16 protein-coding genes and 1 pseudogene are annotated in these 14,196 nt (G+C 47.5%); 14 read left to right on the top strand and 3 right to left on the bottom strand.

Annotated elements, in window-relative coordinates; genetic code table 11:
• Nucleotides 1-744, bottom strand: a 744-nt coding sequence (locus H6F88_RS27245; protein WP_190645956.1) for a transposase, incomplete at its 3' end; no start/stop codon positions are given.
• 273 nt (nt 745-1,017) lie between these two features.
• Between H6F88_RS27245 and H6F88_RS34685 the strand changes: the two are divergent.
• A pseudogene (locus H6F88_RS34685) lies at nt 1,018-1,159 on the top strand (IS6 family transposase); the annotation flags it as partial.
• Between the two features lie 39 nt (nt 1,160-1,198).
• Here the strand turns inward: H6F88_RS34685 and H6F88_RS27250 are convergent.
• Both H6F88_RS27250 and H6F88_RS27255 read right to left on the bottom strand, forming a co-directional pair.
• A complete protein-coding gene (locus tag H6F88_RS27250; protein WP_190645957.1) occupies nt 1,199-2,290 on the bottom strand; it encodes a response regulator in 1,092 nt (363 codons plus the stop codon).
• Between the two features lie 12 nt (nt 2,291-2,302).
• Nucleotides 2,303-3,946: an ATP-binding protein gene (locus tag H6F88_RS27255; RefSeq protein ID WP_190645958.1), complete on the bottom strand. Its 1,644-nt coding sequence runs from the start codon at nt 3,944-3,946 to the stop codon at nt 2,303-2,305.
• Nucleotides 3,947-4,554: 608 nt separating this feature from the next.
• Here H6F88_RS27255 and H6F88_RS27260 point away from each other — a divergent pair.
• From H6F88_RS27260 to H6F88_RS27320, 13 genes are all read left to right on the top strand, one after another.
• Complete coding sequence (locus H6F88_RS27260) at nt 4,555-4,788, top strand: hypothetical protein (RefSeq protein ID WP_190645959.1); 234 nt, start codon at nt 4,555-4,557, stop codon at nt 4,786-4,788.
• Between the two features lie 33 nt (nt 4,789-4,821).
• Entirely contained in the window at nt 4,822-5,703 is an 882-nt protein-coding gene (locus tag H6F88_RS27265) for a DUF692 family multinuclear iron-containing protein (RefSeq protein WP_190645960.1), read from the top strand.
• Nucleotides 5,704-5,713: 10 nt separating this feature from the next.
• A complete protein-coding gene (locus H6F88_RS27270; RefSeq protein WP_190645961.1) occupies nt 5,714-5,941 on the top strand; it encodes a hypothetical protein in 228 nt (75 codons plus the stop codon).
• Nucleotides 5,942-6,175: 234 nt separating this feature from the next.
• Nucleotides 6,176-6,835 (top strand): response regulator transcription factor, encoded by a 660-nt coding sequence (locus H6F88_RS27275; RefSeq protein WP_190646085.1) that lies wholly within the window; start codon nt 6,176-6,178, stop codon nt 6,833-6,835.
• Nucleotides 6,836-7,037: 202 nt separating this feature from the next.
• Nucleotides 7,038-7,607, top strand: coding sequence for a thioredoxin domain-containing protein (locus H6F88_RS27280; RefSeq protein ID WP_190645962.1), 570 nt, complete (start codon nt 7,038-7,040; stop codon nt 7,605-7,607).
• A 242-nt stretch (nt 7,608-7,849) separates the two neighbouring features.
• On the top strand, nt 7,850-8,317 hold the full coding sequence (locus H6F88_RS27285) for a VOC family protein (RefSeq protein WP_190645963.1): 468 nt from the start codon (nt 7,850-7,852) through the stop codon (nt 8,315-8,317).
• 188 nt (nt 8,318-8,505) lie between these two features.
• A complete protein-coding gene (locus H6F88_RS27290; protein WP_190645964.1) occupies nt 8,506-9,447 on the top strand; it encodes an NAD(P)-dependent oxidoreductase in 942 nt (313 codons plus the stop codon).
• A gap of 19 nt (nt 9,448-9,466) precedes the next feature.
• Nucleotides 9,467-9,874, top strand: coding sequence for a hypothetical protein (locus H6F88_RS27295; protein ID WP_190645965.1), 408 nt, complete (start codon nt 9,467-9,469; stop codon nt 9,872-9,874).
• Between the two features lie 80 nt (nt 9,875-9,954).
• A complete protein-coding gene (locus H6F88_RS27300) occupies nt 9,955-10,539 on the top strand; it encodes an NAD(P)H-dependent oxidoreductase (RefSeq protein WP_190645966.1) in 585 nt (194 codons plus the stop codon).
• Nucleotides 10,540-10,608: 69 nt separating this feature from the next.
• Nucleotides 10,609-11,358: an SDR family oxidoreductase gene (locus H6F88_RS27305; RefSeq protein ID WP_190645967.1), complete on the top strand. Its 750-nt coding sequence runs from the start codon at nt 10,609-10,611 to the stop codon at nt 11,356-11,358.
• A 297-nt stretch (nt 11,359-11,655) separates the two neighbouring features.
• Nucleotides 11,656-12,105: a cupin domain-containing protein gene (locus H6F88_RS27310; protein WP_190645968.1), complete on the top strand. Its 450-nt coding sequence runs from the start codon at nt 11,656-11,658 to the stop codon at nt 12,103-12,105.
• A 260-nt stretch (nt 12,106-12,365) separates the two neighbouring features.
• Nucleotides 12,366-13,220, top strand: coding sequence for an oxidoreductase (locus tag H6F88_RS27315; RefSeq protein WP_190645969.1), 855 nt, complete (start codon nt 12,366-12,368; stop codon nt 13,218-13,220).
• Between the two features lie 218 nt (nt 13,221-13,438).
• Nucleotides 13,439-14,149: an SDR family oxidoreductase gene (locus H6F88_RS27320; RefSeq protein WP_190645970.1), complete on the top strand. Its 711-nt coding sequence runs from the start codon at nt 13,439-13,441 to the stop codon at nt 14,147-14,149.
• Nucleotides 14,150-14,196: the final 47 nt, after the last annotated feature.

The raw sequence follows: 14,196 nt of genomic DNA on the forward strand, positions 1-14,196 counted from the left end.
CAGCATCTCGGCAGCCGTATCCACTCCAATGCCAAAAGCTTGCACTAACTCGGGAGCCGCTTTGTGGGTAAGAGTTGCTAGGTGCTGGGTGTGAGTTTCAATTTCCTCATGTAACTGTAACCACCGTTTTGCCATTGCAGCTAGGGCATGTTGCATTGCTGCGGCAGGCGTATCGAGTGATCCGACTTCGAGTTGTTCACAAGCTTTGATTAACCCAGAAGTCGGCAAGGGTTCCAACTGCGCCCTCAGTGCTGCATCTGCCGTGACCAGCATTGCTTTGAGCGCCACCATGACTTGAGTCTGTGCTTTGACTGCCGTATCTCGTGCAGCTTTGAGAATCCGGATCATTTCTACCACCCCCTCACTTGCTTTGGGCGTTGCGGTGGCTTGTCCAGCCAGCACTTGCCGCGCAGCGTCTTCCGCATCGAGCAGATCATTCTTCCCTTGCGACCGTTGGTGACGACGATGACAAGGACGACTGACTTCAATCACCTTGAGTCCTTGATGGCGAAGAAACCGAGTCAGACCACTGCCATACGATCCGGTTCCCTCCACACCAAAGGCAACGATTGGTCCAAAAGTTTTCGTCCAGTTCAACAACTGTTCATATCCAGCTAAAGTGGTGGGCACGATTTGATCACCTAATCGTGCTCCTAGATCATTGATGGCAACAGCAGCGTGAGTGTCTTTATGGGTGTCAACGCCAATGATCACGGGATGAGAAGTAATCGCGATTTGCCTCATGATGAACCACCTGATTGAAGAGAATGACCGCTTGCAGGTTTGGGTCAACGGACAAGACTGCGATGGGACTTCTTCAAGACAGGCTCCTATAAGGTCACTCTTCCCAAGCCAAACAAGCAATAGATGTATTGCTTCTACCAATCGACAAATCAATACAAAGGCACGAAGCCGGTCAACTTATGGGTCAGATTGGCAGAAGCAATACTCTTCTATCCTCGCAGTCAACTTAACCTGTAGAGAAGGGATAGAAAAGCGATTAAATAACCCGTGTAAGAGAACTCGCATCAACCAATTCGAGTACGGGAGCAGCGGATGCGGAAGTTTAAAGTCACCCGGACAAGCACAACGATTTCTCGCGGCGTTTGGACCGATTCGAGACCACTTCCAGTCGAAACAACATCAACTGACTGCTGGTCTCGACCGTGAACAGATTGCAACAAATCTTCGCCACCAGTTACACTATTGGCAAAACAATTCGTATGGTTGTCTCTTTACGAGGAATACTTTCTATCTCAAGTTCTCCCCCATGCAACTCAACCATACGCTTGGCAATAATTAGCCCTAATCCAGTTCCTTCTTGCTCTTGCAGCTTACGTTCAAATTGTGTATAAGCGCCAATGCTAGCAACTTGTTCTGCTGTCATTCCCCGCCCTTTGTCAGTGATATATATAACTACAGTATTTCTGCTCAAGAGGCTAACAATACGAACAGGTGTTCCGGGTTGAGAAAACTTGAAAGCATTATCAATTAACTCTCTAATAATCTTCTTGAGTTTAATTTCAGAAACTTGAACGGTTGCATCCTGAAGCTCTAGCTGCAAATCAGCTTGTCTATCAACACATTGAGCCGCTTGAGTTGCCAAATCTACAACTAATGACTTGACTGACTGAGTAGAACCTATTCGCAAAGCTTTAACCCGTTCTGGATCTGCTGACGCTAATTCTAATTGAGCATAAAGCAAAAAGTTTTGAATTAGCCTGTGCAGCTGTTGGGAAGAAGAATGAATCGTTTCTGCAATATCAAGAATGTCATCAGACTCCATTAGATTGCATTCATTAACCAGTACTCTAGAAGAATTAACGATCGCGCTGAGCGGTGTATTCAACTCGGCAGGAAGCGCAAAAGCAATGTTATCTCGTAGGTCGGTGAGCTTCTCCTGAACTTTTCTATCAACTGCCTCTTGCCTATCTAATCGCGTGGAAACAGCTCTCAACAGTTCAAACCGCTGGAATGGTTTAGCTAGATAATCATCTGCTCCTAACTCCATTCCTTCTCGTAGGCTGGAGTAATCTGCTTTTGCAGTCAGAAAAATAAACGGAGTTGTTGCCATAGCTGCATTCTTCCGCAGCTCAGCTAAAACACCATAACCATCTAATTCAGGCATCATTACATCACAGATAATTAAATCAGGATAATGTTCTTGAGCTAGCTGTACTCCGACTCGCCCATTTTCCGCACCAATGCTGTAGAAATCTTCAGCTTCAAGAATGTCAAGAATGACATTTCGAAGTGCATTTTCGTCTTCAATCACCAAAATCTTCTTCATTTGTTTCATTCCTTAGTTGAACACATTATTTTGAGTTGGAAGAATAACGGTAAATGTTGTGCCAACTCCAACCGTGCTAGTAGCCGAGATGCGACCTTTATGCAGCTCTACAGACCGTTTGACGATAGATAGCCCTAGTCCTGTCCCAGAAATATTGCCTACGTTAGTTGCCCGATGGAATGACTCAAACAAGTACTCTTGATCAGCTAGCGGGATTCCAATTCCACTATCTTGAACTTGGAATATTACTGCGTCTTGTTCATAGATGAGCCTAAAATCAATTTGGCTTCTGTTGGGTGAGTACTTAATAGCATTTGAGAGTAGATTGATGAAAATCTGTTTTAGCAATCTCTCATCCATGTAAGCTTGAGTACGCGGACCCTGAACAGTAAAGCTTAGCTGATGATTTTTGCCAATGCTCAGCTGCATATCTTCTGTTAATTCACGGCAAAACTTTTCTAAATCTAAAGGAGTTGGCTTAAACTCAAGCTTTCCTGCTTCTGCACACCCCAGCACCAAAACGCCATCAACGAGTTCACGCAGGTGATGGACTGCAGATTGAATGCTGTTAAGATAGGTGAGTTTCTTTTCCTCAGACCATTTATGGCTGTAATACTCTAATGATTCAGCTGACGCAAGAATAGTAGTGAGTGGAGTACGAAACTCATGTGACACGGTATTAACGAAACGAGATTTGAGTTCATTTAACTCTTTCTCTTTAGTTAATGCTTTACGAATCTCACGTTCCACCTGTTTTCGTTCAGTGATATCCCGAGTAATACCACGGTAACCTTGAAACTGACCTTGTTGGTCAAATACGGGCGCACCGCTGCTCTCACAAACGATAGGGTGTCCGTCTTTATGAATTAACGTTTCTTCTAGTTGTGTGAAGGGCTGCTGTTGAGCAGCAGAGTAACCAAATACTGTCGCATAGCGTTTCGCCTCATCAGGTAGCATGAGATGCTCTAGCGTCTTGCCCAGCAGAGAATCAGGCTTATGTCCCAAAATTTCTTTTACCTTTGGGCTGACGTAAGTGAAAATAGCTTTGGCATCCACTTCCCACACCCAGTCGTTCGTCTGTTCGACTAGGCTACGAAATTGTTCTCTGCTCTGCCATAGCGTATTTTCTGTCTGCGTGCGTTTGACTGTTAAACGGGTTACAGCAGCTAGGTTCCGTCGTGTCTTAAGTTGAGAAACGACTTGACGCCCTAATGCTCGCAAGGCGTTTATTTGCTCTGCACTGAGTTCCCTGGGTTGTCGGTCTACAACGCAGATGCTTCCTAGAGCATGACCCTTGGATGTAATTAAGGGACAACCAGCATAAAACCGAATGTGATGTTCTGATGTAACTAATGGATTGGCAGCAAACCGCTCATCTAATAGAAGATTTGGAACTACTAATACATCAGTTTGTAGAATTGTATGGTTGCAAAATGATATGTTGCGCGGTGTTTCTGATATGTCTACACCCACTTTTGATTTAAACCACTGGCGCTCTGTGTCAAGTAGGGTTATGAGTGCAATAGGAGTTTGGCAGATGTGTGCAGCTAGACGAGTGAGGTCATCAAATAATTGTTCGGGTTCAGTATCTAAAATTTGATGCTGGTAGAGATCGTTAAGTCTATCCAGTTCATTAGTTGGCAGAGGAATCTGCATCAAATACTCCATATCCTAATCATGGTTGACAAACAGAAATACTTACTACTTACAGGTTGAGTATGAACAGTACTTGCCGCTCCTTAAAGCAAAAAATTGCCAAAACCTCGTTAAAGGTGTAGTTTGCAGCTATCAATCAGAAAATTGTCTTGAGTATTTGTTCTTCATGACTTTCATAGATTTTTCCATCTTGATAAGCGGATTTAAAGTTGCGGTAAAGCGACCTTCGTTCTCAAGGATGCCCATTTGGTTACTCTTCTCAACACGTAGGGTTGTGTCACCGATGATGGGTTAAGACTTTGAGCACCACAAGAGACATTTGTCAGCGGGATTGGAGCGATAATATGATCTTGAAAAGACCAGCGCAGGGAGTTGGCAAGGAGGACAGTGTCTCTCAATCCAGGTTTTGTCGTCCTGCTTTCGGGAACATTGAGGGCAAAGAGTTCAAAAAGTGAAACGCGATCGCCATTGGGCAAGGATGAGGCTAGATTAGTCTACAAGCCAACAGAAGTTCAAATGAACTAGCTGAATGGACAGACTCTATTCAAGGTGGGTTGATTTGAGTTTCTGTTTGTCTGATTGCGTCATTTCATGAAAAGGATCATTCCATGAATAAGCTATTGACGATCGCTGCTTCTTTTGTTTTGAGCCTGATTGCTGGATTAAATGCTGCCCTGATGGCAAAAGAACAAAGCCCAAACTTTAAAGTTCAGTTTGATTCTAGTCAACTTCAGCCAGTTACTCTATCGGAGTTGCCATTAGATCCCCAACCTGATCTTCAAACAGAACAGTCCACTACACCCAATCCTCCTTCGCCTTGTCTTGCCTGCGGAATGGGTTAGTCGAATGGATTGAAGGATCGCTGCACATCACTTATGTTTAAGCGGAAGCAAAACTTGCCCTGGGTGGGTCTGTCTTTGATGGCAGACTCCCATTTCCTTACAGCCACTCGCCCTCTCTTTGAGCAGGGAGAGGTTGAAGTGTTGGAATGGAGTTTTGATGCAGGCTGGGAAGACACAATTCCTTCCTGGGCAAGTGAACTGATTGATTTTTATAGCCAGCGCGATCGCCTGTTGGGTCATGGTGTGACCTATTCCTTGCTGTCGGCAGAGTGGAGCAATCGCCAAATGCACTGGTTAAAGCAGTTTCAGGCAGAATGCTCACGGCATCGCTATGTCCACATTTCAGAGCATTTTGGCTGGATGTCGGCAGGCAATTTTGCTCGAAGCGCACCGCTGCCCATGCCCTATACGCCGGATGCAGTGAGCCTGGGTCGCGATCGCCTCCAGCGATTAGCCGATGCTGCCAAAGTCCCCGTTGGGCTTGAAAATTTAGCATTTGCGTTTGGACAAAAAGATGTTGCAGATCAGGGAAAATTCATTACTGAATTACTGGAACCTGTAGATGGGTTCTTGCTTCTAGATCTGCACAATCTTTTTTGCCAAATTCACAACTTTCAGCTATCAATTCCTGAACTCCTGGCAAGCTACCCACTCGCTCGCGTGCGAGAATTGCATCTTTCTGGTGGTTCTTGGAGTCGAACAACTCCTGATTCAAATCTGGTACGACGAGATACACATGATGGGGCGGTTCCCGAAGCTGTGTTTGATCTGCTAGCGATCGTTCTGAAGCAATGCACTAATGTCAAAGCTGTGATTCTTGAGAGACTGGGGCATACCCTCAACAGTGAACCAGAGATTGAGCAGTTTCGCCAGGACTTCAATCGAATTAAACAAATTGTTAAGCGCTGCGGCTGATGGAGGGCTCATGGAAACTCATCAAGATTTATTAGCTTTTCAAGTTGCATTGCTGGAAGCACTGAATGCTCACTACCCGATAGACCACCCAACCAATGAGATTTTGTCTCGGTTAAAAGCTGATCCTCAACTGGCATCCTTTGAAGTTTATCTCAACACCTTTGAAGATCGTATGGTTGAAGTGGCAGCAGAGCTTGTGAAGAAGTGGGGGCAACGGCTTGAGGCATCTGAAAATTGATGAATCAGAGCAGAATAGAGCGGGCTTAATGCGGCAAGGGTGAGCGAACAGTGAGAGTGAGCTTTTGTGTTCATTGAATTACTTCCATTGATTGAGCGTAGAATTGGTGTGGAGTATAGACGGGATCATCGTAAGGAGTATTTTCAGTTCTTCGGTATTGCCAATGGAAGCCTCAAAGAACTAGAAACTTTGGATAGACAACTGACTTCTCCACGCCACACACCCTATGCTCCGATGACTTCTTCACACCCCACACCCCACACCCCACACCCCACACCCCGAATTCGGGTTCTGATTGTCGACGACCACTCCCTCGTTACAGAAGGATTGGCAAACATCATTAACTATGATCCAGAAATGGTAGTGGTTGCTCAAGCAGAGAACGGGCAGCAGGCGATCGCCCTGTATCGTGAACATCAGCCTGATATCACACTGATGGATCTACGAATGCCAGGAATGGGAGGGGTTGAAGCCATTACTGCGATTCGTGCTGAGTTTAAGTCAGCTCAAATTATTGTGTTAACCACCTATGATGGTGATGAAGATATTTATCGAGGATTGCAGGCAGGTGCTCAGGGCTATCTGCTTAAAGATGTAAAACCCAATGAACTTTTGAATGCGATCCGGATGGTTCATAGTGGTAGGCAGTACGTTTCTTCGACTGTGGCAAGCAAGCTGGTAGAGCGGATGAACAACCCAGTACTCAGCGATCGAGAGCTAGAAGTGTTTCGTTTGATGGCGCAGGGATTGAGTAATCACGACATTGGAGCTGCTTTAAATATTGGTGAAAGCACTGTCAAATCTCATGTGACTCGTATTTTAAACAAGCTGGGAGTGAGCGATCGCATTCAAGCCGTCATTGTTGGTGTCAAACGCGGGCTTGTCAGTTTATAGATTGTACTTTAAGAAAATTAGATTCCGACTTTAGTCGGAGTCGATGGTCTACTTTTAATAGGTACCTCGTGCATCCCCGGGTTGTGCAAAACTGTGGACTCTGAGTGGACGACACACAAAAACTATTTATTTATATTGAATCCATGCAAACGGTAACAGCAATTTAGTTGCAGGGTTTAAGTTTGCTTGGCAGGTTTGAAAGATGGCTAATGCCCGTGAGCAACATTCCTTGTTTGTCCCGCCTTTGATGCAGGATCACATTCGGGGTGTGCCAAATGCCAGTGCTGTACTCATCATGTATGGAGATTATGAATGTTTTCAAAGTGCAAACGTCTACCGGTTGATTAAAGCTGCTCAACAACAATTAAGTTGTTCTTGCCAGGAGAATGATGTGTGTTTTATCTTTCGTCATTTTCCTCAGATACTGATTCATCCTCACGCTCAACGGGCAGCGGAAGCAGCGGAAGCAGCAGCAGTGCAAGGTCAGTTTTGGCAGATGCATGAGGTACTCTTTATCCATCAACAAGCGCTAGAGGACGGATACCTCGTGGAATATGCAAATTACCTGGGACTTGATGGTTCTCGATTTTTGCAGGATTTATCTAGAAAAGTGCATATCGCTCGTATCAACGCAGATAGCGAAGGTGGGCATCAAAGTGGAGTAAAGGCTGCACCTGCTTTGTTTGTTAATGGAATTCGGTATAGCGATCGCTGGAATGTAGAGCAGTTAATTACAGTGATTATCAACGCAATAAGTCGAGGGAAACCATGAGAGCGCAATGAGTTAGGCATCAGACGGATCATCAGTGTGCTGCTCAATCAGTGAATAATGCAATTTTCTCCTGAAGCCTGTCAGGTCTATGCTTCTGGCTCACTTTCTGCTGCTTTCCTTTAATTCAAATAATTAAGTTGCATCTTAACTCAAAGAACTTGAGTGGTTTGGATGGGGCGATCGCTGAAGAATGAAAAGTAACGAATCTGAACAACAAATCCACCAATCTAAAGGAGAACAAGATGAGTAACAATCCTGTAACCAGCCAAGCTATGAAACTCGAAGTTGTGGTGATACCTGTTGCCGATGTCGATCGCTCCAAAGACTTCTACAAAACGTTGGGATGGCGACTCGATGCCGACTTCCCTGGCGAGAATGGTTTCCGAGTCGTGCAATTTACCCCACCTGAATCACAAGCCTCGATCATCTTCGGGAAAGGGGTATCGTTAGCCGAGCCAGGCTCAGTTCAAGGCTTGTATCTTATCGTTTACGACATCGAAGCGGCCCGTGCCGAACTCGTTGAGCGGGGTGTGGAGGTGAGTGAGGTATTTCACGACATCGACGGGATCTTCCACCACGCCGGAACCGAGGGACGAGTACCGGGTCCCGATCCAAAGCGTGGCGATTATGCCTCCTACGCCTCGTTCAGTGATCCAGACGGCAATGGTTGGATACTTCAAGAGGTCAGGGTGCGGCTTCCCGGACGGTAACAGGATATTGATCGCATAAGGACAGAAGCAAAGTTCACGACAGAGATGATGACAAGGAAGTGGGTGGAGAAGTAGAGGAGTGGTGGTGGAGCTACTTATCATCCCTTCTACCCCCTTACCCTTCTACCCCTTCCGCTATCAACGCGATGTAGTGCTGTACTAGCCAACCCGTTTTGGAGGATTTACAGATGAAGGTTTTTGTTGCCGGGGGAACAGGAGCGATCGGTCGCCCAACGCTCGACCAATTACTTGCCAGAGGACACAATGTTGTCGCGCTGACCCGCACCCCAGAAAGAGCACAGTCCTTAGCGGCACAGGGAATCGAACCGGCGATCGCCGATGTATTCGATCCAGATTCAGTCAAAGCAGCGATCGCCCAAGCTAAACCAGACGTAGTGATTGAACAACTCACCGCTCTACCCAGAACTTACACTCGCGAATCCATGAATGCGACAGCGGCTCTAAATACGCGCATTCGCTCGGAAGGCAGTGCCAATGTGATGGCAGCAGCAAAGGCAGCAGGGGTGCGCCGTTTCCTGAAACAGTCGATGGCCTTCTGGGGAATTCCCGGTGCTGGATTGGCAGATGAGGAAACCCCGTTATCGGTTGATGCCTCCCCTGCCGTTGCCGCCGATGCTCGTCTCGTCCTTGACACTGAACGTCGTTTGCTCCAAACGCCTGATCTAGAAGGAATCGCTTTACGTTATGGTTTCTTCTACGGACCCGGCACCTGGTTCAACCCGGATGGTGATGTAGCGCAACAGGTGCGGCAGCAACAGTTTCCAATTGTGGGCAATGGGGATGGCGTCTGGTCTTGGTTACACATTGAGGATGCAGCGATCGCCACTGTTGCAGCCGCAGAGCAAGGCAATCCTGGGGTTTATCTGATTGTGGATGATCAGCCTTTAGCAGTGCGCGACTGGCTGCCTGCATTTGCTCGATCGCTGAATGCTCCACCCCCGCCACGAGTATCGGTTGAAGATGCTCTGAAATTGGAGGGGGGTACGGATATTGTTTACTACCAGACTCAAATGCGAGGTGCCTCGAATGCCAAGGCAAAACGTGAATTGGATTTTCAACCGCGGCCGTTGGAATGGGTGGTTGAGACTGCTGTAACTCATGCTAGTTGACCTGTTAAAGGAGAAGAAGATGAAGATTGCCCAATATGGAACAGCGATCGTAGTCATGCACGTGCTCCTTCATGTCCTGCATGGCTTAGCGCATAATGAAATCCCAATTTCCCTTTCTCTGTTTCAAGGTTTGTTTGTGGGCGTTGTGGTGATATTGTCTCCCATTATTGCAGCCGGTTTACTCTGGACGTCGTTCTATCGTATTGGTAGCGGGCTTTTGCTGGGTTCATTGGCAGGCTCACTCCTTTCTGCAATTTATAATCATCACTTGGTCATTAGCCCCGATCATGTTTCTCAAGTTTCCTTTGAAGGATGGGGCTTGCTTTTCCAGGCTACCGCTTACCTGATGTTAATCGTTGATGGATTGGGTTGTTGGATTGGTGTATTGGCGTTGAGAACAATTCAGCCACCAGAGAAGGCAATATAACTTCCTCTCAATGGTTTAAACCAGATGGCTCAAAACTCAACAACCATAGACTCATCACAAAAAATTAGAAGGAGGAATTCATGACCACTGCCAAAATTCTCGCTTTTGCCGGAAGTGCTCGCCAAGATTCTATTAATAAAAAACTGGTTAAAATTGCCGTTGAAGGCGCTAAAGCTGCGGGTGCAGAAGTGACCTACCTGGATTTCCGCGATCTGCCCATACCACTCTATGATGGCGATTTGGAGGAGGCTGAGGGACTGCCGGAGAATGTCCTCAAACTCAAGGCTCTAATGAAAGCGCATCAGGGATTCCTGATTGCCAGCCCAGAATACAACAGTTCGATCACTCCGCTGCTAAAAAATGCGATCGATTGGGCTTCACGTTCTGAACCAGGCGAACCGCCATTGGCGTGTTTCGCAGACAAGGTTGCGGTGTTAATGAGTGCTTCCCCGGGAGCTTTGGGAGGCTTACGAGGATTAGTTCATGTCCGTTCCATTCTTGGCAACATTGGGGTTTTAGTGTTGCCAGATCAGCAGGCAATTAGCAGCGCGTATCAAGCGTTTGATGAGAATGGCAATTTGAAGGATGAAGCCCAACAGACAAGCATCCTGCAACTTGGTCGCAAACTCGCAACGGTGACTGCCAAACTCAATTCTCCTGTCTAAACAAAGTAGAGCATTTCAACTTGCGTAAGCAGCATGGTTTCATCGCATTAAGTTATCAGAGGTATTGTCATGAAAATTGTTGTTATTGGTGGCAGTGGGCTGATTGGCAAGAAGCTTGTGAGCAAGCTACAGAAACTTGGGCATGAGGCGATCGCAGCATCCCCTTCTTTAGGTATCAACGCGGTTACAGGTGAGGGACTGGCTGAGGCGTTGGCGGGTGCTCAAGTTGTTGTTGATGTGACGAATTCGCCCTCCTTTGAGGATGCAGCGGTATTAGAGTTCTTCGAGAAGTCAACCCGGAACCTGCTGGCAGCAGAGGCAGCCGCAGGTGTAGCTCATCACGTTGTGGTGTCGATCGTGGGTGCCGATCGCATTCCCGATAGCGGCTATATGCGTGCGAAAGTCGCTCAGGAAAAGTTGATCCAGTCCGCAGAAATCCCCTATACAATCGTCCGCGCTACGCAGTTCTTTGAGTTCATCGAGACGATCATTGCTCAATTTCCCACGGATGGGCAAACAGTCCACCTGCCTCCTGCCTTTATCCAACCTATCCTATCAGAGGACGTTGCTGACGCGCTGGTGGATATCACACTGGGAGCACCAGCCAACAGCATTATCGATCTAGCAGGTCCAGATCGGTTCCGTTTTGAGGAAATCATCCACCAATTCCTGAGCGCAACTCACGACTCACGTCAGGTGGTTGTAGACAGCCACGCCCGTTATTTTGGTGCAGCGTTGAACGATCAGCTCGTTCCGCAGGGTAACTCGCTCATCGGTTCGACACACTTTGAGGAATGGCTTAACCGCGCGATCGCCTAGAGGACAGGGTTGCTACGGGAACATAGGGATACGGGGATACAGAGAATGAATAGACAATTCGGCGTTGCTGAATGTGGGTATGATTCACGGATCTCAAGCCCCTCTGTAGGGGCATGGCATTGCCATGCCCCTACAAAATTCATACGTCAGATCAATAATCCCTGAATAGACAATTTTACGTCTTCCCCTCTCCGCGTCATTCCTACCCGCTCCCCTAAGTATTAGATGCGTCCACATCAGCCAGGTTGATATCTACCTGTTTGTATTCACATTTGTATTCACACAAGGAGAACCCAAATGTTCACTAGATTTTTCTGTAGAGTTGCATTCCTGACTCTCTCCCTATTCATAGCGCTCTCTATATTTGCCACTTCCCCCGTATTTGCAGCTCCAGCCGATGGCGTGTTGGGTGAAAAGGTAACGTTGGTCTTCGACAATGCCCTTCCCAATGTCCCAGGCAAGAGCATGAAAGTCCAGATGGTCGAATATGAGCCAGGTGTCTCATCGATCCCTCACACCCATGCAGCCTCGGCTTTCATCTATGCGACAGTCTTGGAAGGTGCAATTCGGAGTAAGGTCAATGATGATCCAGAGCAGGTGTATCACGCGGGTGAGAATTTCACTGAACTGCCTGGCGATCATCATCGTGTCAGCGCAAATGCCAGTGATACTGAACCCGCACGCCTCCTAGCAGTGCTTATCGTCGATACCGATGAACAGAATCTGGTGATAAACGACGAAGAGTGAGGCGCAAAATTGCACAAAGAATTTTGATGTATCGACAATCCAAAATCACTTCATCACGCAGCTCACCTGAAGCGTATCAGGTCTAATGACTTCACTTTTTGCTGCTTTCCTTCAGTCTGAATAATTAAGTCGCGTTTTAACTCAAAGAACTTGAGTGGTGTGTATTGGTCGATCGCTGAAGAATGAAGTTAATCGAGGTGAGCAGCAAGCTTACCAAGCTAAAGCCAACACACTAGACAACACTTAAGCGAGGAAAGAAGATGAAAACTCAGAAAGTCTGGTTCATTACCGGAGCTTCCAGAGGATTTGGGTTAGAAATTGCCCAGGCCGCTCTGGCAGCAGGCGACCAGGTCGTAGCAACGGTTCGCAGTAATTCCGCACAACTCACCAATACTCTGCACAACCACCCGGATCTGTACGTGGTGCAAATGGATGTCATCCAGGAAGACCAGGTACGTGAAGCTGTTAAGGAAGGTATTACTCGTTTCGGTCGGGTTGATGTTTTAGTCAACAATGCCGGGTTTGGCATGGTTGGTGCGATCGAAGAAATCACGGATGCTGAAGTTCGCAAACAATATGAAACCAACGTGTTTGGTTTACTCAACGTGACTCGTGCCGTGTTGCCGTACCTGCGCCAGCAAAAGTCTGGGCACATCATCAATATCTCATCACTGTTTGGCTACGATGCAATTCCAGGCTGGGGCTTGTATGGATCTACTAAGTTTGCAGTCGAAGGTCTTTCAAAAGGGCTAGCAGTCGAATTAGCACCGCTCGGCATTCATGTCACGGTAGTCGCTCCTGGTCTTTTTAGCACCGACTTCTTGAGCACTGACTCCTATGTCGCGGCTAAAACCATCATCGACGATTACCAGGAAACGGTAGGACCGATGCGGAGCGGAGCCGATGCGCTACACAGAAATCAGCCCGGTGATCCGAAAAAGTTTGCTCAAGTAATGCTTCAACTCGCTAATACAGACCGTCCACCGCTGCATTTACCCGTCGGCAACGACACGATCGCCCTATACCGAAGCAGCGCTGCGAAAATAGCACAGGACGTTCAAGCATGGCTGCCAGTCGCGACCAGTACCGACCATGACCAGCGGATCGCGGCTTAGACCATCTTGCCCCTAACTCTAACCCTAACCCTCGGATGTCATCGAACCTGCCAGTTTTGAATTGAGCAAGCTTAACTGGCAGTTAACTCAACTAACTTGAATGGTCTAAATAAGAGCGATCGCTGAAGAATGAAGTGTAATTGCACTGTGCCATTCAACATATCTGACCTTTGACTCTCATTCCACCCATTTCTCAAACGCATCAAGGAGTTTTTCTAATGAGCACTGAACAGAAAGTTGCTATTATCACCGGCGCATCGCAAGGCATCGGCGCAGCTCTAGTGAAGGCATACCGCGATCGCAACTATCGGGTAGTTGCAACCTCGCGCTCGATCGAGCCATCAAACGATGATGCAATTCTCACAGTGCCGGGTGATATCGCCGATCGAAAAACCGCTGAGCTTGTGATTTCCAAAGGCGTTGCACACTTCGGACGCATCGACACACTCATCAATAACGCTGGCATCTTCATCGCCAAACCGTTCACCGAGTACACCCAGGCAGACTACGACGTGTACCTGGGCACCAACATTGCTGGCTTCTTTCACATGACGCAACTGGCGATCGCCGAGATGGAGAAGCAGGGCGGCGGTCATGTTGTGCAGATCTCAACAAGCCTGGTTGACAACCCGATCGCTGGTGTACCCTCTGTGCTCGCATCACTGACAAAGGGTGGACTGAATGCCGCAACCAAATCACTGGCGATCGAGTATGCCAAGCGCGGTATCCGGGTAAATGCGATCGCGCTGGGAACTATCAAAACGCCGATGCATCCCCCTGAGACCCATGCTCAACTCGCTGCCCTGCACCCGGTTGGTCAGTTGGGTGAGATGTCTGATGTTGTCGATGCCATCCTCTACCTCGAATCAGCTAACTTTGTGACGGGTGAAATCCTCCACGTTGATGGTGGACAGAGTGCGGGGCACTGACACCGCCGCCTTACACCCAGGGAGCATCATTGACGCTCCCAAATAAG

This window comes from Oculatella sp. FACHB-28 (assembly GCF_014696015.1).
Taxonomy (GTDB): Bacteria; Cyanobacteriota; Cyanobacteriia; order Elainellales; family Elainellaceae; genus JAAUTN01.

Excerpts from the sequence above, each read along its gene's own strand:
- H6F88_RS27295 (WP_190645965.1), top strand. The coding sequence starts at position 9,467 with ATGAAGATTGCCCAATATGGAACAGCGATCGTAGTCATGCACGTGCTC.
- H6F88_RS27320 (WP_190645970.1), top strand. The coding sequence starts at position 13,439 with ATGAGCACTGAACAGAAAGTTGCTATTATCACCGGCGCATCGCAAGGC.
- H6F88_RS27275 (WP_190646085.1), top strand. The coding sequence starts at position 6,176 with ATGACTTCTTCACACCCCACACCCCACACCCCACACCCCACACCCCGA.
- H6F88_RS27300 (WP_190645966.1), top strand. The coding sequence starts at position 9,955 with ATGACCACTGCCAAAATTCTCGCTTTTGCCGGAAGTGCTCGCCAAGAT.
- H6F88_RS27250 (WP_190645957.1), bottom strand. The coding sequence starts at position 2,290 with ATGAAGAAGATTTTGGTGATTGAAGACGAAAATGCACTTCGAAATGTC.
- H6F88_RS27290 (WP_190645964.1), top strand. The coding sequence starts at position 8,506 with ATGAAGGTTTTTGTTGCCGGGGGAACAGGAGCGATCGGTCGCCCAACG.
- H6F88_RS27280 (WP_190645962.1), top strand. The coding sequence starts at position 7,038 with ATGGCTAATGCCCGTGAGCAACATTCCTTGTTTGTCCCGCCTTTGATG.
- H6F88_RS27260 (WP_190645959.1), top strand. The coding sequence starts at position 4,555 with ATGAATAAGCTATTGACGATCGCTGCTTCTTTTGTTTTGAGCCTGATT.
- H6F88_RS27285 (WP_190645963.1), top strand. The coding sequence starts at position 7,850 with ATGAGTAACAATCCTGTAACCAGCCAAGCTATGAAACTCGAAGTTGTG.
- H6F88_RS27270 (WP_190645961.1), top strand. The coding sequence starts at position 5,714 with ATGGAAACTCATCAAGATTTATTAGCTTTTCAAGTTGCATTGCTGGAA.
- H6F88_RS27310 (WP_190645968.1), top strand. The coding sequence starts at position 11,656 with ATGTTCACTAGATTTTTCTGTAGAGTTGCATTCCTGACTCTCTCCCTA.
- H6F88_RS27315 (WP_190645969.1), top strand. The coding sequence starts at position 12,366 with ATGAAAACTCAGAAAGTCTGGTTCATTACCGGAGCTTCCAGAGGATTT.
- H6F88_RS27255 (WP_190645958.1), bottom strand. The coding sequence starts at position 3,946 with ATGCAGATTCCTCTGCCAACTAATGAACTGGATAGACTTAACGATCTC.
- H6F88_RS27265 (WP_190645960.1), top strand. The coding sequence starts at position 4,822 with ATGTTTAAGCGGAAGCAAAACTTGCCCTGGGTGGGTCTGTCTTTGATG.
- H6F88_RS27305 (WP_190645967.1), top strand. The coding sequence starts at position 10,609 with ATGAAAATTGTTGTTATTGGTGGCAGTGGGCTGATTGGCAAGAAGCTT.